This is a genomic window from Frankia sp. Mgl5 (assembly GCF_023242985.1).
Lineage (GTDB): Bacteria > Actinomycetota > Actinomycetes > Frankiales > Frankiaceae > Parafrankia > Parafrankia soli.
On record NZ_JALKFY010000843.1, the window covers coordinates 1 to 18,734 of the forward strand.

The 18,734-nt window shown below is 71.9% G+C and carries 14 protein-coding genes and 1 pseudogene; 14 read left to right on the top strand and 1 reads right to left on the bottom strand.

The genetic code is table 11. The features are described from left to right. From MXD62_RS36120 to MXD62_RS36160, 9 genes and pseudogenes are all read left to right on the top strand, one after another. Positions 1-162 (top strand): annotated as a pseudogene (locus tag MXD62_RS36120) (MaoC family dehydratase); the annotation flags it as partial. Between the two features lie 70 nt (positions 163-232). Next, entirely contained in the window at positions 233-1,054 is an 822-nt protein-coding gene (locus tag MXD62_RS36125) for a crotonase/enoyl-CoA hydratase family protein (protein WP_248833821.1), read from the top strand. A gap of 193 nt (positions 1,055-1,247) precedes the next feature. Further along, positions 1,248-2,438 carry an amidohydrolase family protein gene (locus MXD62_RS36130; RefSeq protein WP_112108559.1) on the top strand — a complete coding sequence of 397 codons (1,191 nt, stop codon included), beginning with the start codon at positions 1,248-1,250 and terminating at the stop codon, positions 2,436-2,438. A gap of 400 nt (positions 2,439-2,838) precedes the next feature. Beyond that, positions 2,839-3,612 carry an SDR family NAD(P)-dependent oxidoreductase gene (locus MXD62_RS36135; protein ID WP_248833822.1) on the top strand — a complete coding sequence of 258 codons (774 nt, stop codon included), beginning with the start codon at positions 2,839-2,841 and terminating at the stop codon, positions 3,610-3,612. 3 nt (positions 3,613-3,615) lie between these two features. After that, positions 3,616-4,482 carry an acyl-CoA thioesterase domain-containing protein gene (locus tag MXD62_RS36140; protein ID WP_248833823.1) on the top strand — a complete coding sequence of 289 codons (867 nt, stop codon included), beginning with the start codon at positions 3,616-3,618 and terminating at the stop codon, positions 4,480-4,482. A 515-nt stretch (positions 4,483-4,997) separates the two neighbouring features. Beyond that, positions 4,998-6,191, top strand: coding sequence for a thiolase family protein (locus MXD62_RS36145; protein WP_248833824.1), 1,194 nt, complete (start codon positions 4,998-5,000; stop codon positions 6,189-6,191). A 292-nt stretch (positions 6,192-6,483) separates the two neighbouring features. Beyond that, complete coding sequence (locus tag MXD62_RS36150) at positions 6,484-8,754, top strand: ABC transporter permease (protein WP_248833825.1); 2,271 nt, start codon at positions 6,484-6,486, stop codon at positions 8,752-8,754. After that, positions 8,751-9,521: an ABC transporter ATP-binding protein gene (locus MXD62_RS36155; protein WP_248833826.1), complete on the top strand. Its 771-nt coding sequence runs from the start codon at positions 8,751-8,753 to the stop codon at positions 9,519-9,521. The genes MXD62_RS36150 and MXD62_RS36155 overlap by 4 nt, the downstream gene beginning before the upstream one ends. Then, positions 9,518-10,228: an ABC transporter ATP-binding protein gene (locus MXD62_RS36160; RefSeq protein WP_248833827.1), complete on the top strand. Its 711-nt coding sequence runs from the start codon at positions 9,518-9,520 to the stop codon at positions 10,226-10,228. Before MXD62_RS36155 ends, MXD62_RS36160 begins: the two co-directional genes overlap by 4 nt. A gap of 66 nt (positions 10,229-10,294) precedes the next feature. Here MXD62_RS36160 and MXD62_RS36165 read toward each other — a convergent pair whose 3' ends face one another. Then, positions 10,295-10,981, bottom strand: coding sequence for a TetR/AcrR family transcriptional regulator (locus MXD62_RS36165; protein ID WP_248833828.1), 687 nt, complete (start codon positions 10,979-10,981; stop codon positions 10,295-10,297). Between the two features lie 750 nt (positions 10,982-11,731). Here MXD62_RS36165 and MXD62_RS36170 point away from each other — a divergent pair. The 5 genes from MXD62_RS36170 (at position 11,732) to MXD62_RS36190 (ending at position 18,601) form a co-directional block, all read left to right on the top strand. Then, a complete protein-coding gene (locus MXD62_RS36170) occupies positions 11,732-12,400 on the top strand; it encodes a TetR/AcrR family transcriptional regulator (RefSeq protein WP_248833829.1) in 669 nt (222 codons plus the stop codon). A 164-nt stretch (positions 12,401-12,564) separates the two neighbouring features. Next, positions 12,565-14,226, top strand: coding sequence for a carboxyl transferase domain-containing protein (locus MXD62_RS36175; protein WP_248833830.1), 1,662 nt, complete (start codon positions 12,565-12,567; stop codon positions 14,224-14,226). Between the two features lie 6 nt (positions 14,227-14,232). Then, a complete protein-coding gene (locus MXD62_RS36180) occupies positions 14,233-16,335 on the top strand; it encodes a biotin carboxylase N-terminal domain-containing protein (protein WP_248833831.1) in 2,103 nt (700 codons plus the stop codon). After that, positions 16,322-17,425, top strand: coding sequence for a hydroxymethylglutaryl-CoA lyase (locus MXD62_RS36185; protein WP_248833832.1), 1,104 nt, complete (start codon positions 16,322-16,324; stop codon positions 17,423-17,425). Before MXD62_RS36180 ends, MXD62_RS36185 begins: the two co-directional genes overlap by 14 nt. Positions 17,426-17,449: 24 nt before the next feature. Continuing rightward, positions 17,450-18,601, top strand: coding sequence for an acyl-CoA dehydrogenase family protein (locus tag MXD62_RS36190; RefSeq protein ID WP_020461572.1), 1,152 nt, complete (start codon positions 17,450-17,452; stop codon positions 18,599-18,601). Positions 18,602-18,734: the final 133 nt, after the last annotated feature.

Sequence of the window (18,734 nt, forward strand, 5' to 3'; positions counted from 1 at the left end):
AGCAAGGACGACCGCGGCATCGTGACGGTCGAGACCCGCGGCCTCAACCAGGACGGCACCCTGGTCTGCATCTACCGGCGCAAGGTCATGGTCCCCAAACGGTCCTACGGCGAGGCGCGCGGGGGAGAACAGCCCGGCCGGCCCGAGCCCCGGGCCTCCTGACCCACCCCGTCCGTCCGCTGCCGCGGCGACCGACTCCGCGGCCCCTGGCCCGATCACCAGAGAGAGCATCATGGCTGATCTGCAGACCTCCCGTCCGGACGGCTCCCTGCAGGACGCCCCTCCCGGCGCGTCCGACGAGCTCGTCCTGACCGAGCACGGCCGGGTGCTCGTCCTCACCATGAACCGGCCGGCGGCGCGCAACGCCATGTCGCTGAGCCTGGCGACCGCGATCGCGGCCGCGCTCGAGCAGCTCGACGCCCGTGATGACCTGAGCATCGGCATCATCACCGGCGCGAACAAGACGTTCTGCGCCGGGATGGACCTGAAGGGCTTCGCCCGCGGCGAGCGTCCGATCGTGCCCGGGCGCGGCTTCGCCGGGCTGGTCCGCCAGCCTCCCCGCAAGCCGCTGATCGCAGCGGTCGAGGGCTACGCGCTCGCCGGCGGGTTCGAGATCGTGCTCTCCTGCGACCTGATCGTCGCCGCGCGGGATGCCAAGTTCGGCCTGCCCGAGGTGAAGCGCGGCCTGGCGGCGGCGGCCGGCGGACTGCTGCGGCTGCAGCGCCGCATCCCCTACCACCTGGCGATGGAGCTCGTCCTGACCGGCCGGATGTGGCCGGCGTCCGAGGCGGCCGAGGTCCACCTCGTCAACCGGCTCACCGAGCCGGGCGCGGCGCTCGGGGTCGCGCTCGAGCTCGCCGAGGAGATCTCCGCGAACGCGCCGCTGGCGCTCGCGGCCTCCAAGCAGGTGCTGTCACGATCGGTCGACTGGCCGCTCGAGGAGGCGTTCGAGCGCCAGGAGGAGTACGTCGCGGTGGTGCGCACCTCGGCGGATGCCAAGGAGGGCGCCGTGGCGTTCGCCGAGAAGCGCCCGCCGCGCTGGACCGGCCAGTAACCCACCACCACCACCACCACCAGCAGTAGACGAAGCCTCCGCCCTCCGCAGGGCGGAGGCTTCGTCATGTCCGGACCTGGTGCGTGCCGTGCCGCGGCATGTGCCCTGACCTGGCACGCCGTGCCCCGCCCGGCTCCGACTCACCCCTCAAATCAATATTGACGTCAGTATCAATACTGACTAGCATGCTGACATGGCCAAGAGACTGACCTTCCCGGTGTTCGACGCGGACAACCATCTCTACGAGACGCGCGACGCCTTCACCCGGCATCTCCCGGACCGTTACCGCGGCGCCGTCGACTATGTCGAGGTCCGTGGCCGGACGAAGATCGCAATCCGCGGCCAGATCAGCGATTACATCCCGAATCCGACGTTCGACGTGGTGGCGCGGCCCGGCGCTCAGGAGGAGTACTTCCGTGTCGGGAACCCCGAGGGGAAGTCCTACCGCGAGATCGTCGGGGACCCGATGCGCAGCATTCCGGCGTTCCGTGAGCCGGCGCCGCGCATCCAGCTCATGGACGAGCTCGGCGTCGACCGTGCGCTGATGTTCCCGACGCTCGCGAGCCTCCTCGAGGAGCGCATGCGGGACGACCCGGACCTGACCCATGCCGTGGTCCACTCGCTCAACGAGTGGATTCACGAGGTCTGGTCGTTCAACTACGAGAACCGCATCTTCACCACTCCGGTGATCACCCTGCCCATCGTCGAGAAGGCGATAGCGGAGCTGGAATGGGCGGCCGAGCGCGGCGCGCGGGCCGTCCTGATCCGCCCGGCGCCGGTGCCGGGCCTGCGCGGCTCGCGCTCGTTCGCGCTCCCCGAGTTCGACCCGTTCTGGCAGGCGGTGGTGGACGCCGACATCCTGGTGGCGATGCACTCCTCCGACAGCGGCTACTCGCGGTACCAGAGTGACTGGACCGGCCCGCAGGAGATGCTGCCGTTCCGCCCGGACCCGTTCCGCATGGTCACGATGGGGCACCGGCCGGCCGAGGACTCGATGACGGCGTTCGTCTGCGGCGGCGTCTTCGCCCGTTTCCCGAAGCTGCGGGTCGCCTCGATCGAGGCCGGCGGCGACTGGGTGGTGCCGCTGCTCGAGCACCTCGCCGACGCCTACACGAAGATGCCGCACGGTTTCGACGAGGACCCGGTGGAGGCGTTCCGGCGCAACATCTACATCAGCCCGTTCCACGAGGACAACATCGAGAAGCTCGTCGAGGCCATCGGTGTGGACCACGTCCTCTTCGGCTCTGACTATCCGCACCCGGAGGGCCTCGCCGAGCCGTGCAGCTACGTCGACCACCTGCCGGCCGGCATGCCGGAGGAGGACGTCAGGAAGATCATGGGCGAGAACCTCGCCCGTCTCACCGGAATCGCCGTTCCGGTCTGACGTTTCGGCCCTTGCTCGCCCTTGGCCCTGCCCGACAGGGGCCGGCGGGTGTGCCCCGTCGCGGAGTGGTCGACAGTGCGGACCTGTTACGGCCATGCTGGGACAAGTCCTCAGGTGACGTACGCAACCCGTCCGGGACGGGGGAGACGGCCCGCGGCGCCCGCCCAGGGAACCTCGAGACATCCGCGAAACCGGCAGCCGGGTTGCCCGCCACGGGCGGTCGGTCGGGCTGTGCCCGCGCCATTCGCGGGCGCTGCCGGGTAACACCGTCAGCAGGGGGCCGGCTGGCGATCAGCAGACAGAGCGGTCGTCGGCCCGGCGGCAGAAAGACCGGACCGGCAGTGAACAGCCGGCCGGTGGACAGAGTTGTCAGTTCCGCGTCGACGAAAGGTGATGACCGTTGGACCTGAACGGACGTTCAGCGATAGTGACGGGCGGTGCCGGCGGCCTCGGCGCCGCGACGGTGCGGCACCTGGCCGAGGTCGGCATGCACGTCGTGATCTTCGACCAGGACGGCGCGGCCGCGGCAACCCTGGCCAAGGAGCTCGGTGACTCGACCTCCGCCGTCGGTGGTGACGTCAACAGCGACGAGGACGTGCAGGCCGCGATCGAGGCCGCGCAGGCGGGCGGCCCGCTTTCCGTCGTCGCGAACGTGGCCGGCGGTGGTGTCAAGGGCGCCGGGCGCACCGTCGGGCGGGACGCGACGCCGCACGACAAGCCGGCGTTCATCAAGACCATGGAGATGAACGCGTTCGGCACCTTCAACGTGACCCGGCTGTCCGCCGCCGCGATGGCCGGCAACGAGCCGGACGCGGACGGCGCACGGGGGGTCGTGGTGAACACGGCCTCGATCGCCGGGATCGAGGGCCAGATCGGCCAGGTCTCCTACAGCGCGGCCAAGGCGGCCATCCTCGGCATGACCCTGCCGATGGCCCGTGACCTGGCCCCGATCGGCGTGCGGGTCTGCGCCATCGCGCCGGGGACCATGGGGACCCCGCGGATGATGGGCGTGCCGGAGCAGATGCGGGAGAAGTTCGTCCAGGACATCATCTTCCCGCGCCGGCTCGGCAAGCCCGAGGAGTTCGCGCTGCTGGTCGAGTCGATCGCCCGCAACTCCTATCTCAACGGCGAGAACATCCGCCTCGACGGCGCTCTGCGCTTCGGCCCCCGGTAGACGATGTTCTCCCTCGACTCGGTCCTCGCGTCCCTCGAGCTCGAAACGGTCGACACCGACCGCTACCGCGCCGGCAGCATCCAGCTCGGCGGCCCGGTGGCGCACGGCGGGCAGCTCCTGGCGCAGTCCCTGGTGGCGGCGCTGGTCGGCCAGGAGGGCAAGAAGGTCAAGACCCTGCACACCGTGTTCGCGCGGGCGGCGCGGCCGGACGTGCCGCTCGACATCGCGGTGACCCGCCAGCACTCCGGGCGGAGCCTGGCGGCCAGCGCGGTGTCGATCAGCCAGGGCGGGCGGCTCTGCGTGCAGTCGCAGGTGCTGCTCACCGGCGACGAGCCCGACTTCATCAGCTACGCCGAGACCCACCCGGCGCCGCCTCCTGTCCCGCCGACCGAGCCGGCGGGCGCCGAGGGCGTGAACGGCACGGCGGGCGCGGCGAACGGCTCCGGCGGCTGGCAGGTGCGCGTCGTCGGCGACGTGGACATCAGTGACCCCGACGCGGTGGGCCCGCCCGAGCTCGACGTCTGGATCCGCTGGCCCGGGGCGTCCGATGACCTGGTGACCTCGCAGGCGCTGTTGGCGTTGTCCACTGACAGCTTCCTCATCGGGACCGCGATGCGGCCGCACCCCGGTGTCGGCCAGGCGCTGGCCCACGTGTCGCTGTCGACCGGGGTGCTCAGTCACACGATCACCTTCCACCAGCCCGGACCGGCGTCGGAATGGGTGCTGCTGTCGCACCGCAGCCCGTACGCGGGGCACGGCCGCAGCTACGGCCAGGGCAGCGCGTACCGCGGCGGGGGCGCTCTCGTGGCGTCCTTCGTCCAGGACAACATGATCAGGGCGATGGCGGCCTCTGGCAGCCGTCACCTGTGAGCCGAGGCGTGATCCCCCCCGGGTCGGCGTGAGCGCCCGGGCCGCCCCGGGACCAGTGGTCCCCGGGCGGCCCGGTCCTCCCCGTTCAGGGCGCGATGCGATGGGCCAGGTGTTCTCCCCAGGGGGATCTGGGCCTCTCGCCAGGCGATAACACATGTGTCGACACCTTCGAGCCCCTTCTGAGAGAATTTCGCATGGTGGCGGTGAGCGACCGGCGTCCTGGATCAGGCAGCGCGTGCCGGGCGTCGCTGACCGCCTCTCGTCCGGTGACGCCGGGTGAGGGCGCGGTCGCGGAACGGGAGACTTCGATGGTGGGCGCCGGATTTCTGGTAACGCCGGCGCTGGCGTCGATTTCGGCCCGGACTCCTTCACCTGCAGGGCTCGAGGTGGGTCGACGTCGCGAGTCTCTGCATGCCTTGACTCCGACGTCGACCTCAGTAATATGAAACACCTCACAGCGGCGGGACGTGTGCTCCGGCCATGCGAGGTTCGTGGTACCCATCAGAGGAGCGAACTTGTCGGAGCATGAAGCGGTAATCGTCTCGACCGCACGGACGGCGATCGGCACCGCGGGCAAGGGTTCCCTCGTCGATGTCGACGCTTTCGAGCTGGGCACGCAGGCCGTCGCGGAGGCAGTTCGGCGGTCCGGTATCGACAGCGCGGACATTGATGACGTCGTCCTGGGCGAATCGCTTTACGGCGGCGGCGACATCGCGCGTTACGCGGCCATCGAGGCTGGTTTCGCGAACGCCGCCGGCGTCGCGCACAACCGGCACTGCGCGTCGGGGCTCGTCGCGGTGCAGACCGCCGCCGCCTCGATCATCTCCGGGATGGACCGTGTCGTCGTCGCGGGCGGCACGAACTCCTCCTCCACGTCGCCGCGGTCGAAGCGGCGCCGGCCCGGCACCGACGAGGTCGAGGACTGGTACTCCCCGACCCACCGGAACACCGCCGAGGCCCCGAACTTCGACATGTCCATCACCGTCGGGTGGAACGCGGCCGTCAAGGCCGGCGTCAGCCGCGAGGAGATGGACGCGTGGGCGCTGCGCTCGCACCAGCGGGCCATCGCCGGCATCGACGCGGGCAGCTTCACCGACGAGATCTTCCCGATCGAGGTGCCCCGGCGGGACGGCACGAGCTTCACCTTCGCCGTGGACGAGCACCCGCGGCGCACCACCAGCCTGGAGAAGCTGGCCTCGCTCAAGCCGCTGCACCCCGAGATCGAGGGCTTCAGCATCACGGCCGGCAACGCGGCGGGTGCGAACGACGGCGCCGCCGCCATGGTCATCACTGACGGCGGCTACGCCGCGGAGCACGGCCTGGAGCCGCTGGGCATCGTCCGGGCCTGGGCGTCGGTCGGGGTGCCCCCGGCCGAGACCGGCATCGCCCCCACGCTGGCGATCCCGAAGGCCCTCAAGCGCGCCGGCCTCACCGTGGCCGACGTCGACCTGTGGGAGATCAACGAGGCGTTCGCGTCCGTGGCGGTCGCGGCGTCCAAGCTCCTGGAGATCGACGACAGCCGCGTCAACTTCCTGGGCAGCGGCTGCAGCCTCGGGCACCCGATCGCGACGACCGGCGCGCGGCAGATCATCACGCTGATCCACGAGCTGCGCCGTCGCGGCGGCGGAGTGGCGGTGTCGGCGATGTGCGCCGGCGGGGGCATGGCGAGCGCCCTCGTGCTGGAGGTTCCCGCTCCGCGCTCGAGCTGAGGTTCGCACCGCCGAGGCCCGGTGGGCGCCCACCGGGCCTCGGCGGTGGTCTTCTTTCCGGCCGCCGTGAGCGGCCGGAAAACAAATGAATAAACGGTTGCCACCGGGATCGCGGGTGGCGACATGCATTTCTGGCACCTTGAAGCCAACGGAATGGCGCATACAGTGATGCATCAGGGTATCTGTTACTGGCGATTAGCATGCCCGACGGCGCCGGCCGGGCACGGGGCCCCGGTGTGCCCCGATCCGAGGCCCGTCGGCTTTGTCGCCCAGCAGGCGGGCGGCTGCTGACTTGAACCAGACCTCCGTCTCACATGACTTCTTCCAGGCCCTCCTTCAGGGAGTACCGCCGGGAGCGGTCTATGCCCTCGTCGCGTTGGGCTTCGTCCTGACGTACAAGACCTCGGGTGTTTTCAACCTCGCCTTCGGCGCCCAGGCCTATGTCTCGGCAGCCATGTACTTCAAGGCCCGGGTCATCTGGGAGTGGCCGACCGTCCCGTCGGTCATCCTCGCGGTCTTCGTGATGGCCCCGCTGATCGGGCTGATCCTCGAACGGCTGATCTTCCGGCCGCTGCGGACGGCACCGGCGGTGGCGCGGCTCGTCGTGGCCGCCGGCCTCGCGGTCGCGATTCCCTACCTGTTCGACATCCTGGCCGACTTCACCGCGGTCGCCGGCGTGACGCCGGTCGGTGTCGTTCCCGACGGCGCCAACGTCTTCTACGACCCGTTCGGGGTCTACGCGTACAGCCGCAACGAACTCGTCAGCATGGGCGTCGCCCTGGTCGCGATGGCCGGGCTGGTCGCGCTGTTCCGCTTCAGCGCCATCGGCGTCCGCATGCGCGCGGTGGTCGAGAGCCCGAAGATGACCGAGCTCAACGGTATCCCCGCCGACCGGGTCTCGGCCCTGTCGTGGGCGCTGTCGTCGCTGTTCGCCGGTGTCGCCGGCGTGCTCATCGCGCCCCGCTTCAACACGCTCGCGGCCGCGGACTTCTTCAGCCTCATGGTGGTCGCGATCGCCGCGGCCGCGGTGGGCCGGCTGACGAGCCTGCCGAAGGCGATGGCCGGCGGCCTGCTGCTCGGCATCATCATCGCCCAGCTCAACACCTTCCTCCCGCGCTGGTCCGACGACCACGCCTGGGTCTCGACGATCCAGGACAACCTGACGCCGTCGGTGCCGTTCGTGGTGCTCTTCGGTGTCGTCGTGCTCGTCCCGAGCATCCGGCGCTCCCGGGAGACCGGTGACCCGTTGGCCGGGGTCGAGCCGCCGCCGCCGTCGCTCGGCGGCGAGGTGCGCGACCCGCGCCGGGCCCTGATCACGAGGTTGATCGGCTTCGCCGCGCTCGGCGTCGTCGCCATCGTGGTGCTGGCCCGCGGCGACCAGCTGTGGGTCTTCCTGGTGACGCAGGCCGTGGTGATCGGCATCATCTTCCTGTCGATCACCGTGATCACCGGCATGGCCGGTCAGATCTCGCTGTGCCAGGGGACGTTCGCCGCCATCGGGGCGTTCACGGTCTTCCAGCTCGTCGACCGCTACAACCTCTCGGTCCTGATGGCGGCGCTGATCGGCGCCGCCGTCGCGGCCGTGGTCGGCGCGGTCCTGTCGCTGCCCATCCGCAAGCTGGGCGGCATCTGGACGGCGATCGCGACCCTGGCGTTCGCCTACTTCTTCGACGCCGTGTTGGTGAAGCTCTCCTGGATCGGTGGCGGGGACTCCGCGCTGCTGCAGGGCACCGCCGTGCCGCGCCCGGTCATCGGGCCCTGGGACCTGGCGGACGACAAGTACTACCTGGTGTTCGCCTCGGTGATCCTCATCGTGGTCGCCACGGTCGTCCTCCAGCTCCGCAAAGGTACCTTCGGCCGCACCCTCGTCGCCCTGCGCGGCAGCGAGGTCGGCGCCGAGTCGATCGGCATCTCCGCCGGCCGGGCCCGCCTGGTGGCCTTCGCGGTCTCCGCGTTCATCGCGGGACTCGGTGGCGCGCTGCTGGCGATCCAGCAGGAGAACGTCAACTACGGCACGAACTTCGTTCCCTTCACCGCCCTGTTCTGGGTGGTGATCGTGGTGACGCTCGGCTCACGCACGGTGCGCGGCGCGCTGAACGCCGCCGCGTCCTTCGCGGTGTTCGACCAGCTGATCCTCAAGGGGACGGTGTTCGCCTGGATCCTGCGCAGCCCGACCGCCGTCCCGGACTTCTTCCCGATCTCCGGCAAGTGGGTCTACGTGTTGTTCGGCCTGGCGGCCATCCAGTTCGCCCGGCATCCGGAGGGCCTGGTGGAGCGGCCGGCGAGCATGCCGAAGTTCATCACCAAGCTGGTGGCACTGGCCCGCCCCGCGACCCCGGCCGCGGTGCCGGTGGCCGTCGGCGCGGGCGCGGCGGGACCGGCTCCCGAGCCGGACACCACACCACCCACGGGCACCTCGGCGAAGGCGGCCGCGCCGCCCGCCACCCCGGTTGCCACAGCTGAACCCGCGGCCGGCGACGGGGCGCCGAAGGCCGCGGCCAACGGAGGGTCTGAGCGCCCGGCGGCCTCCTCGCCCGCGCGGACGGAGGACGCGGTCTCGTGAATCGGGTACTGAAGGCACAGGGCGTCACCAAGCGGTTCGCCGGCATCACCGCCCTTGACGACGTCACCATGGAGATCGACGAGGGTGAGCGCGTCGGCCTGATCGGGCCGAACGGAGCGGGCAAGACCACGTTCTTCAACTGCCTGCTCGGCGTGCTGCAGACCGACGGCGGCACGGTGGAGATCGCCGGCAGGGACGTCACGGGCGCGCCGGCCTACCGGCGGGCCAAGGCGGGAATCGGCCGGACGTTCCAGCGGATCGAGCTGTTCCCGGACTGCACCGTCCGGGACCATCTCCTCATCGCCGAGCGGATCCGGCGCGGCGACGGCCGGCTGTGGAAGGACATCATCGGGCTCGGCCGGCCCCGGCCGGCCGAGGTCGCCCGCTGCGACGAGGTGCTCGAGCTGCTCGGCCTCGTCGAACTGGCCGAGGAGCCCATCGAACGGCTCAGCCTCGGCCAGGGCCGCCTCGTCGAGGTCGGGCGGGCGCTGATGACCGAACCGAAGCTCCTCCTCCTCGACGAGCCGTCGTCCGGCCTCGACCGGTCCGAGACCACGGCGCTGGCGAAGACCCTGGAGGAGGTCCAGAGCGCCCAGGGGTTCGCCATCCTGCTGGTCGAGCACGACGTCGAGCTGGTCACCAGCTTCACGACCCGCTCCTACGTCCTCGACTTCGGACGGCTGATCGCGCAGGGCCCGACGCGCGAGGTCATGGCGAGCAGTGAGGTCCGGGACGCCTACCTCGGCAACTTCGAGGTGGCCCAGTGACACCAGTACTGGAGTTCCGGTCCGTCACCGCTGCCTACGGCCCGTTCCGGGCACTGTTCGGTGTCTCGTACACCCTGGCGCCCGGCGAGGCGCTCGCCCTCGTCGGCTCCAACGGGGTGGGCAAGACGACCGTCGCCCGGGTCGCCTCCGGCCTGGTGGTCCCCACCGAGGGATCCGTTCTCGTCGCCGGCAGGGACATGACCGGCGCCAAGCCGTACCGGTTCGCCCGGGCCGGCGTCGCGCACGCCACCGAGGGCCGCTCGGTGTTCGCGACGCTGACGGTGGAGGAGAACCTCTCGCTGTCGTTCCGGCGGGTCCGCGGCCGCCGCGGTGTCCGCAGCGGCCTCGAGCTGGCCTACGAGATGTTCCCGGTGCTCGGCCGGCGCCGCGGGCAGCTCGCGGGCAGCATGTCCGGTGGCGAGCAGCGGATGCTGTCGATGGCCCGGGTCATGGTGGAGATCCCGAAGGTCCTCGTGGCCGACGAGCTGTCGTTGGGCCTCGCGCCGATCATCGTCGCCGAGCTCTACGACACCCTTCGCCGGCTGCGCGGGGAGGGGACGTCGCTGCTCATCGTCGAGCAGCAGGTCGGCCACGCGCTGGACCTGTGTGACCGCGTCATCGTCCTCGACCACGGCTCGGTCTCCTGGACGGGCAGCAGCGCCGAGGCCGCCGGAGTGGTCACGCAGGCCTTCGACCCCGTGCACTGACCCCGACCCGGCTGCCGGGCACGAGCCGTGCCCGGCAGCCGGCCCCGGTTCTCCGACGGCCGGCGCTCACTCCGCGAAAGCGGGGGAGGGCCGGCCGTCCTCGTCCGGCCGGTCACGCAGCCGCAGCGCGCTCGCGAAGAGCCTGGCGAGCTGGTCGACCGCCTCGTCGAAGTCGCAGTCGACCAGCCCCTGGACGAACCACATCTCGGCGAACCGGGAGACCATCGCACCGAGCGCGTGTGCGGCGATCGCGGGGTCGACGTCCGGATCCGCCAGGCCGAGGCCCTGCAGCTGCCGGATCGAACCGACGACGCGTTCCCGGTCGCGCTGCTGGTGCTCGAACCGCTCGTCGGTGAGATGGGCGTCGTAGCGGGACACCTGCTCGATCACCCCGATGATCTGCGCCTCCGCGCGGTAGCTCTCGAGGTAGGTGCGGATGCCCGCCCTGATCCGCTCCCGGGGGACCGCGGTCGAGGACGGCAGGAAGATCGACGTGCTCAGCGGAGCGTTCAGCAGGTCCGTCATCTCCATGGCGACCTCGCGGAAGATCTGCTCCTTGGAGTCGAAGTAGTGGTAGAACGACCCGTGGGAAAGCCCGGCCTGCTCGGCGATGTCCGAGATCCGGGCCTCGAGGAATCCGTCCTTCTCGAAGACGGCCTTGGCCGCGTCGAGCAGCCGTGCGCGCGTCGCGGCGCCCTTGCGCGAGCGAGGCCCGTTCGGCTTCTCGCGATCAACCGGCGCGGCCGTCGACAATTCCTTCTCCTATTCGTGCGGTATCCGTGTCCGTACGGTATCCCGGAGCGATATTCGGGTGGCCCGACAGGGTCGGTGCTGTTTCGGTGTGGTGCTGTTTCAGTGGAGTGCTGTTTCGGCCGAGTGTCGTATCGCGGGAAGTCGCGCGGGGTGTTGTATCGGGGTGTTGTATGGCGGGGTGTCGTAACGGTCTCGGAGGTATGCCCGGTGGCCAGGCGTGCCGACCATACTAGCCGGTGATCGGCTATAGAGCCTGTCCGTCGATCAATCGGTGTGTACGGAGTGTGTCCCCTCCGTCCGCCGGCCGTCGGGGGCGCTGACCTGCCGAGCGACCAGCGGCCTGCCCGCCAGGCGGCGGGGCGGCCCGCCAGGCGCCGCGACCGGCTCGTCGAAGCCGCCAGGGAGGCGTGTCCGGGAACGCCGGCCCTCGAGTGTCACGTGACGCGGAGGCGTCCTGCCAGGAGGCGATCATCGAAGCGGCGAACGGCCTTAAACAGCCTCGGTGATGTCGATTCCCTGTCTCACCGATTCCGGCGGAACGGGGCATGTCTTTCCGGCGGCGAGGGAAACCCGACCGCCGAGTTCAGCACCCGGCGGGACCGCGGTCTCGCGACCGAGAGGCATCCGCGCCGGGCCGCGCGGCCACCTGACCGGAGCCTCGCTGGCCCCCGACGAGTTCGTCCACGCCGGCGCCGGTCCGCGTGGATTCCGGCCGGGGCCGTTCGCGTCGGTATCTGGCAGACTTTCCCCATGCCGCCGGTCCGTTCCGAGACCCAGCCCGCCGGCCCGGCCCGGCCGCGCCGCGGTGGCAGGCCCACCCTCGACGAGACGGCGAGGCTCGACGACGCCGTCCGCGACAGCGCCCTGCGGCTGTTTCTTGAGCACGGCTACGAGGGCACCTCGATGGACGCGATCGCCCGCGCGGCCGGCACGACCAAGGCCTCGCTCTACGCCCGCTTCACCAGCAAGGAAGAGGTCTTCTGCTCGGTCCTCGAGTGGGCGACGCTGCGCCGTGACTGGCCGACGCCGGACCCGGAACCGCCGGACCTCGACGACCTGGAGGGGGCGCTGACGGCGATCGCGCGGACCGCGCTGAGCCGCGCCCTCGACCCGTCGATGGTCAAGCTCGGGCGGATCGCCATCGCCCACGCCTCCCGGTTCCCCGAGCTCGCCCGCCGCACCCACGCCGTCGGCGCCTTCCCGCGCCGGCGGCTCGTGGTCGAGCTGCTGAACCGGCACGCGGCCACCGGAGCGATCGCCGCGGACGACCCCGAGATCCTCGCCGAGCATTTCCTCGGCATGGTCTCCGCGGCACCGGCCCGGTTGGCCTCGTTCGGCATCGTCCGCGACCCCGCGCTGCTGGAGCGCCACACCCAGGTCGCGGTCCGCCTCTTCCTTCGCAGCCTGCGCCCGGACTGACGTCCCCACCGGCCGAGGCCCGCTCCAACGCGTGTTGCCGCAACAGCGCATGGAGTGGCTGACGCAACTCGCCTCGGCTGCCGTCGTCCCCCGGAACGGGCCGGCAAAGCCGCGGAAGTCGGCACCGCTCGACAGGGGGGCTCGCGACCGCTAGCCTCCGTCGCATGTTAGTCGACGCTAACATCGACCGCCCGGTGCCCGGGGGGCGCGCGGAGCCCGCCGAGCCGCTCCGGACGTCGGTCGATGCCAAGGGCGATCCCGCCCGTCACAACGCCGCCGCGTTCGCGGACCTCGTCGAGGAGCTGCGGGGCCGGCTGGCCAGCACGGCGCTGGGCGGGTCCGAGGCTGCCCGCCGCCGGCATGTCGAGCGCGGCAAGCTGCTGCCCCGCGACCGTCTCGACACGCTGCTCGACCGCGGCAGCCCGTTCCTCGAGCTCTCCCCGCTGGCCGCCGACGGGATGTACGACGGCGAGGCGCCGGGCGCGGGAATCATCACCGGGGTCGGCCGGGTCTCGGGTCGCGAGTGCGTCGTGGTGGTCAACGACGCCACCGTCAAGGGCGGCACCTACTACCCGACGACGGTGAAGAAGCACCTGCGCGCCCAGGAGGTCGCGCTGCACAACCAGCTGCCGTGCGTCTACCTGGTCGACTCCGGTGGCGCGTTCCTGCCCCGGCAGGACGAGGTGTTCCCGGACCGCGAGCACTTCGGCCGGATCTTCTTCAACCAGGCGACCATGTCGGCCCGGGGCATCGCCCAGATCGCCGCCGTGCTCGGGTCGTGCACCGCCGGCGGGGCGTACGTCCCGGCGATGAGCGACGAGGCGGTGATCGTCCGCAACCAGGGGACGATCTTCCTCGGTGGCCCGCCGCTGGTGAAGGCGGCGACCGGCGAGGTCGTCAGCGCGGAGGACCTCGGCGGCGGTCTGCTGCACTCGCGGAAGTCCGGCGTCACCGACCACCTGGCCGCCGACGACACCGACGCGCTGACGATCGTGCGGCGCATCGTCGCCGGCCTCGGGCCGCGCGCGCCGCGCCCGTGGGACGTCACCCCGACCGAGGAGCCGCTGTACCCGACCTCCGAGCTCTACTCGGTGGTGCCGGCGGACCCGCGCACGCCCTACGACGTCCGAGAGGTGATCGCCCGCCTGGTGGACGGCAGCAGGTTCGCGGAGTTCAAGAAGGAGTACGGCTCTACGCTGGTCACCGGGGTCGCCCGGCTGCACGGGCATCCGGTCGGCATCATCGCCAACAACGGGGTGCTGTTCGGCGAGTCGGCACTCAAGGGCGCCCACTTCATCGAGCTGTGCGACCGCCGGAGCATCCCGCTGCTGTTCCTGCAGAACATCACCGGCTTCATGGTCGGCCGGGACTACGAGGCCGGCGGCATCGCCAAGCACGGCGCGAAGATGGTCACCGCGGTGGCCTGCGCCCGGGTGCCGAAGTTCACCGTGGTGATCGGCGGGTCGTTCGGCGCCGGCAACTACTCGATGTGCGGCCGGGCCTACTCGCCGCGCTTCCTGTGGACGTGGCCGAACGCCCGGATCTCGGTGATGGGCGGCGACCAGGCGGCCGCCGTGCTCTCGACCGTCCGCCGCGACGCCGTCGAGGCCCGTGGCGGCGAGTGGTCCGCCGACGAGCAGGCGGCCTTCGAGGCGCCGATCCGCGAGCAGTACGAACAGCAGGGCAACCCCTATTACGCCACCGCCCGGCTCTGGGACGACGGCGTCATCGACCCGGCGGACACCCGCACCGTGCTGGGCCTGGCGCTGTCGGCGGCGGCGAACGCGCCGCTGGAACCGGTCGGCTACGGCGTCTTCCGGATGTGAGGGTCGATGTTCCACACGGTGCTCGTCGCCAACCGGGGTGAGATCGCGGTCCGGGTCATCCGGACCCTGCGTGAGCTCGGCGTCCGCTCGGTGGCGGTGTTCTCCGACGCCGACGCGGGCGCCCGCCACGTGACCGAGGCGGACGTCGCGGTGCGCCTCGGCCCGGCCCGCGCGCTCGACTCCTACCTCAACATCGAGCGGGTGCTCGCCGCCGCGGCGGCGACCGGGGCGCAGGCGGTGCACCCCGGCTACGGCTTCCTCGCCGAGAACCCGGTGTTCGCGCAGGCCTGCGCCGATGCCGGTGTGGTGTTCGTGGGCCCGTCCGCGCGGGTCGTCGAGCTGATGGGCAACAAGATCGCGGCCAAGCGCACCGTCGCCGCGGCCGGCGTCCCGGTCGTGCCCGGCCGCGTCGAGCCGGGGATGTCCGACGCCGACCTGGTCGCGGCCTCGACCGAGATCGGCTACCCGGTGCTGGTCAAGCCGGCCGCCGGCGGCGGCGGCAAGGGCATGCGGCTCGTCCGCGAGCCCGCCGCGCTCGCCGAGGCGCTGCGCTCGGCCCGCCGGGAGGCCGCCGCGTCCTTCGGTGACGACACGCTGTTCGTCGAGCGGTTCGTCGACACCCCGCGCCACATCGAGGTGCAGATCCTCGCCGACACGCACGGCAACGTGATCCACCTCGGCGAGCGGGAGTGCAGCCTGCAGCGCCGCCACCAGAAGATCGTCGAGGAGGCGCCGTCGGTGCTGCTCGACGCCGCGACCCGGGCGCGCATCGGCGGCGCGGCCGTCGACGTCGCCGCCGCCGTCGGGTATGTCGGCGCCGGCACGGTCGAGTTCGTCGTGGGCACCGACCGGCCTGACGAGTTCTTCTTCATGGAGATGAACACCCGGCTGCAGGTCGAGCACCCGGTGACCGAGCTGGTCACCGGCGTAGACCTGGTCGCCGAGCAGCTGCGGGTCGCCGCCGGCGAGCCACTGCGGATCACCCAGGACGAGGTGCGCCTGACCGGTCACGCCGTCGAGGCCCGGGTGTACGCCGAGGACCCGGCCCGCGGCTTCCTGCCCACCGGCGGGGACGTCCTCGTCCTGCGGGAGCCGACGGGCGCGGGGGTACGCACGGACTCGGGCCTGCGGGCGGGTACGGAGGTCGCCGCCACCTACGACCCGATGCTGGCCAAGATCGTCGCCTGGGCGCCGGACCGGGCGGGTGCGCTGGCCCGCCTCGACGCCGCGCTCGCGGGCACCACGCTGCTGGGCGTCACCACGAACATCGGCTTCCTGCGCCGCCTGATCGGCCATCCCGACACCCGTTCCGGCCGCCTCGACACCGGTCTGGTCGAGCGGCACCTCGAAGCACTCACTGATCCCGCCGGGCAGGGCCTGCCCGGCGAGCCCACGGCGGACGACGCCCTGGAGGTGTTCGGGCTGGTCGGCGCGGTCGGGATGGTGCCGACCGGATCGGTCGTCGACCCCTGGGACGTGCCGTCGGGCTGGCGGCTGGGCGAGCGGGCCTGGTCGCGCTGGTCGGTCGCCGCTCCCGGCGGGGCCGGGGGTTCGCCGGCACGCGAGGTCGCGGTGCAACGCGCCGCCGACGGCCGGCTGCTGGTCCGTCTGGACGGCGGCGGGCCACGCGCGGCCGAGCTCGACTGGCTGCCCGCGGCCACCCCGGGCCAGCCCGCGGACGCGCTGGTCACCGTGGACGGCCGGACCAGGCGGTGGCAGGTGGCCGTCAGCGGGAGCACGGTCTGGGTGGGCGCCGACGGGTTCACCTGGGCGCTCGCGGAGCGGCGGGCGGAGAGCGGCGCCGACGCGGCGGCCGGCGAGCACAGCGGCGAGGCGCGCAGCCCGATGCCGGGCACTGTCGTCGACGTGCGGGCGGCCCCCGGCGACGTCGTCGAGCCCGGAGCCCCGCTGGTGGTCGTCGAGGCCATGAAGATGGAGCACACCGTGGTCGCGGCGGTCGCCGGACAGGTGAAGGACGTCCTCGTCCGGGTCGGCGACTCGGTCGCGCTGGACGCGCTGCTCGCGGTCGTCGAGCCGGCGCCCGACGGGGTGGCGGACGGAGCCGGGGCGGCCGACGGGCCCGCGGGAGCGGCCGATGCCCCAGCCTGATCCGTACCGGCCCGACCCGTACCGGCCCGACGCGCGCCAGCCGGGTGGGCTGCAGCCAGGTGGGCTCCAGCCGGACGTCCACCGGGCGGACGGCCTGCCCGAGTCGGTGACGATCTACGAGGTGGGCCCTCGCGACGGGCTGCAGAACGAGGCCTCGGTCGTCGACGTGGCGGTCAAGGCGGAGTTCGTCCGGCGGCTCGCCGGCGCCGGGCTGCGGGCGATCGAGACGACGAGCTTCGTCCCGGCGGCCTGGGTTCCGCAGCTCGCCGACGCGGCGGAGCTGCTGGAGCTGCTGGGCTCGCCGCCGCGGGGCGCCCGGCGGCCGGTGCTGGTCCCGAACACGCGGGGGCTGGAACGGGCCCTGGCGGCCGGGGCCGGCGAGATCGCGGTCTTCGGCAGCGCCACCGAGACCTTCGCGCGGCGCAACCTCAACCGCACGGTCGACGAGTCGCTGGCGATGTTCGAGCCGGTGGTGACGGCGGCCCGGGCCCGGGGCCTGGCGGTCCGCGGCTACCTGTCGATGTGCTTCGGCGACCCGTGGGAGGGCGCCGTCCCGCCCGGGCAGGTCGCCGCGATCGCCCGGCGCCTGGTCGACCTCGGTGTTGACGAGCTGTCGCTGGGCGACACCATTGGAGTGGCCACCCCCGGCCACGTCGAGGCCCTGCTCGCCGAGCTGGCCGCGGCCGGGATCGGCCCGGGGACCCTCGCGGTGCACTTCCACGACACCTACGGCCAGGCTCTCGCCAACACCCTTGCCGCGCTGCGCGCCGGGGTGAGCACGGTCGACTCGTCCGCGGGCGGCCTCGGCGGCTGTCCGTACGCGAGGAGCGCGACCGGCAACCTCGCCACCGAGGACCTCGTCTGGATGCTGCACGGCCTCGGCGTCGGCACCGGCGTCGACCTCGGGGCGCTGGTGCGCACCAGCGTGTGGATGGGGGAGCGGCTGGGCCGGCCGAGCCCGTCACGAGTCGTGCACGCGCTGGCCGCGCGGCTCGCCGAGGACGGTGCCACGGCGGACGCGGGAACCAGCGCCGAACCCGGGTACGGCGCCGAACCCGGACACCGAACTCAACCCGTCGGACGGATGTAGTGAAGCAGGAGAAGGAGACGGGCCATGCCTGACAGCCGGCTGAGCGAAGAGCACGAGACCCTGCGCAAGACGGTCGAGGAGTTCGCCCGGGAGGTGGTCGCCCCGGCGGCCGCCGGGCACGACGAGGCGAAGACCTTCCCGTACGAGATCATCGCGCAGATGGCCGAGATGGGCCTGTTCGGCCTGCCGTTCCCGGAGTCCTACGGCGGCCAGGGCGCCGACTACTTCGCGCTCTGCCTGGCGATCGAGGAGCTGGCGCGGGCCGACTCGTCGGTGGCGATCACCCTCGAGGCCGGGGTGGGCCTCGGTGCGATGCCGATCTACCGGTTCGGCACCGAGGCGCAGCGCGAGGAGTGGCTGCCGGTACTGGCCAGCGGCCGCGCGCTGGGTGCCTTCGGGCTGACCGAGCCGGGCGCCGGCAGCGACGCGGGTGGTACCCGCACCACGGCCCAGCTCGTCGGTGACGAATGGGTGATCAACGGGTCGAAGGCGTTCATCACGAACTCCGGGACGGACATCACCCGGGTGGTGACGGTGACCGCGGTGACCGGGGAGCCGGTGAACGGCCGGCCGCAGATCTCCTCGATCATCGTCCCGGTGCCGACGCCGGGCTTCAGCGCGGGCGCGCCCTACTCGAAGGTCGGCTGGCACGCCTCGGACACCCGGCCGCTGTCGTTCCAGGACGTGCGGGTCCCGGCGGAGAACCTGCTCGGTGAGCGGGGCCGCGGATACGCGAACTTCCTGTCCATTCTCGACGAGGGCCGCATCGCCATCTCGGCGCTTTCCGTCGGCTTGGCGCAGGCCTGCGTGGACGAGAGCGTGAAGTACGCCAAGGAACGGGAGGCGTTCGGCGCGCCGATCGCCCGAAACCAGGCCATCGCGTTCAAGCTCGCCGAGATGGAGACCCGGACCTACGTAGCCCGGACGGCCTATTACGACGCCGCGTGGCGGATGCTCGCCGGCCTGCCTTTCAAGAAGGAGGCGGCGATGGCGAAGCTGTTCTCCTCCGAGGCGGCGGTGACGAACGCCCGCGAGGCGACCCAGATCCACGGCGGGTACGGATTCATGAACGAGTACCCGGTGGCGCGGCACTGGCGCGACTCCAAGATTCTCGAAATCGGTGAGGGCACCAGTGAGGTGCAGAAGATGCTGATCGCGCGCCACCTCGGCGTCTGACGGACGGAGCGGCCAGCTGTGAAGCGGATTGTCGAAGCGATCATGGCCGGCGACGCGCGTTCGCCGGAGCGGCGGGCGGAGTTCGGGGCGTTGGCGGTGCCGGAGTCGTACCGGGGTGTGGTGGTGCGCAAGG